Below are 1,410 nucleotides of genomic sequence, written 5' to 3'. Positions count from 1 at the left end.
ACGCCTACGCCCACCAGGAACTCCCCTTCGAGCGCATCGTCGAAGCCGTCAACCCCACCCGCTCCACCGCCCGCCACCCCCTCTTCCAGACCATGATCCTGCTCCAGAACACCGGTGACGGGGTCTACGAGTTCGCCGGCGCCACCGCCGAGCCACACCCGCTGGACCACCGGATCGCCAAGTTCGACCTGACCCTCGGGCTCACCGAGGCGTACGACGACGAGGGCGTCCCGGCCGGCATCAGCGCCGAGTTCGAGTACGCCACCGACCTGTACGACCGCACCACCGTCGAGGCGATGAGCCGGAGCTTCCTGCGGCTGCTGGAGGCCGTCACCGCCGAGCCGGACGCCCCCGTCGGCCGGGCCGAACTGCTCGGCCCCGAGGAGTACGACCGCATCCTCACCGAGTGGAGCACCGCCGTCCCGGCCGGGCTCTGGCAGGAGCTGGCGGCGGCCGACGACGGCGCCGGACGCACCGCGTACGTGCTGGACGAGGACCTGCGGCCGGTCCCGGCGGGCGTGCTCGGCGACGTCTACCTCGCCTCCGGCACCCTCGCCGTCAAGGCTCCCGCCGCACCGCACACCGCCGCCGAGCGCTACGTGGCGGACCCGTACGGCGGCCCCGGCGCGCTGATGTACCGCACCGGCCGCCTCGGCCGCTGGCACGCGGAGGGCCGGCTGGACCTGCGGGCGCCCGCCGTCCCGGCCGGGCCGGAGCCCGTGGCCGCCGCCGAGGCCCCGCGCCGCAACGGGCCGCGCACCCCGGTCGAGGAGGTGCTGTGCGCCCTGTTCGCCGAGGCGCTGGAGCTGCCCGAGGTCGGCGTGCACGACAACTTCTTCGCCCTGGGCGGCTATTCGCTGATGGCCACCAGGCTGACCAGCCGGATCCGCGCGGTGCTGGGCGCCGAGCTCGGCATCCGCACGCTCTTCGCCAACCCCACGGTGGCCGGCGTCTCGGCCGCCCTGCGGGACGGCGGCGCCCGGCGCCCGGCCCTGACCGCCGCCACCGTCCGGCCCGAGCCGCTGCCGCTCTCCTACGCCCAGCAGCGCCTCTGGTTCCTCGGCGAGTGGGAGCAGGGCGGTTCGGCGTACAGCATCCCGCTGGCGCTGCGGCTGCGCGGCCGGCTCGACCGGCCCGCGCTGCGGGCCGCGCTGAACGACCTCGCCGGACGGCACGAGGCGCTGCGCACCCGCTACCCGTCCACGGCCGGTGAGCCGTACCAGGAGATCCTCGCGCGCACCGGGATCCCGCTGCTCACGGCCGTCGTGCCGGAGGCCGAGCTGGACGACCGGCTCGCCGCCGCGGCCGCCCACCGCTTCGACCTCGCCACCGACATCCCGTTCCGCGCCGAGCTGCTGGAGCTCACGGAGGACGACCACGTCCTCGTCCTGGTGCTGCACCACATCGCCG

General features: G+C 75.5%; 1 protein-coding gene. It reads left to right on the top strand.

Going from position 1 to position 1,410, the window contains the following annotated elements; genetic code table 11:
• The coding region (locus AB0E96_RS41130) for a condensation domain-containing protein (RefSeq protein WP_359831951.1) at positions 1–1,410 on the top strand (1,410 nt) is incomplete at both ends.

Origin of the sequence: Kitasatospora sp. NPDC036755 (assembly GCF_040636595.1) — a bacterium.
In the GTDB taxonomy this organism is placed as follows: domain Bacteria; phylum Actinomycetota; class Actinomycetes; order Streptomycetales; family Streptomycetaceae; genus Kitasatospora.
The sequence above is the reverse complement of the archived record's forward strand: the minus strand, read 5'-3'. Positions and strand labels throughout refer to the sequence as shown.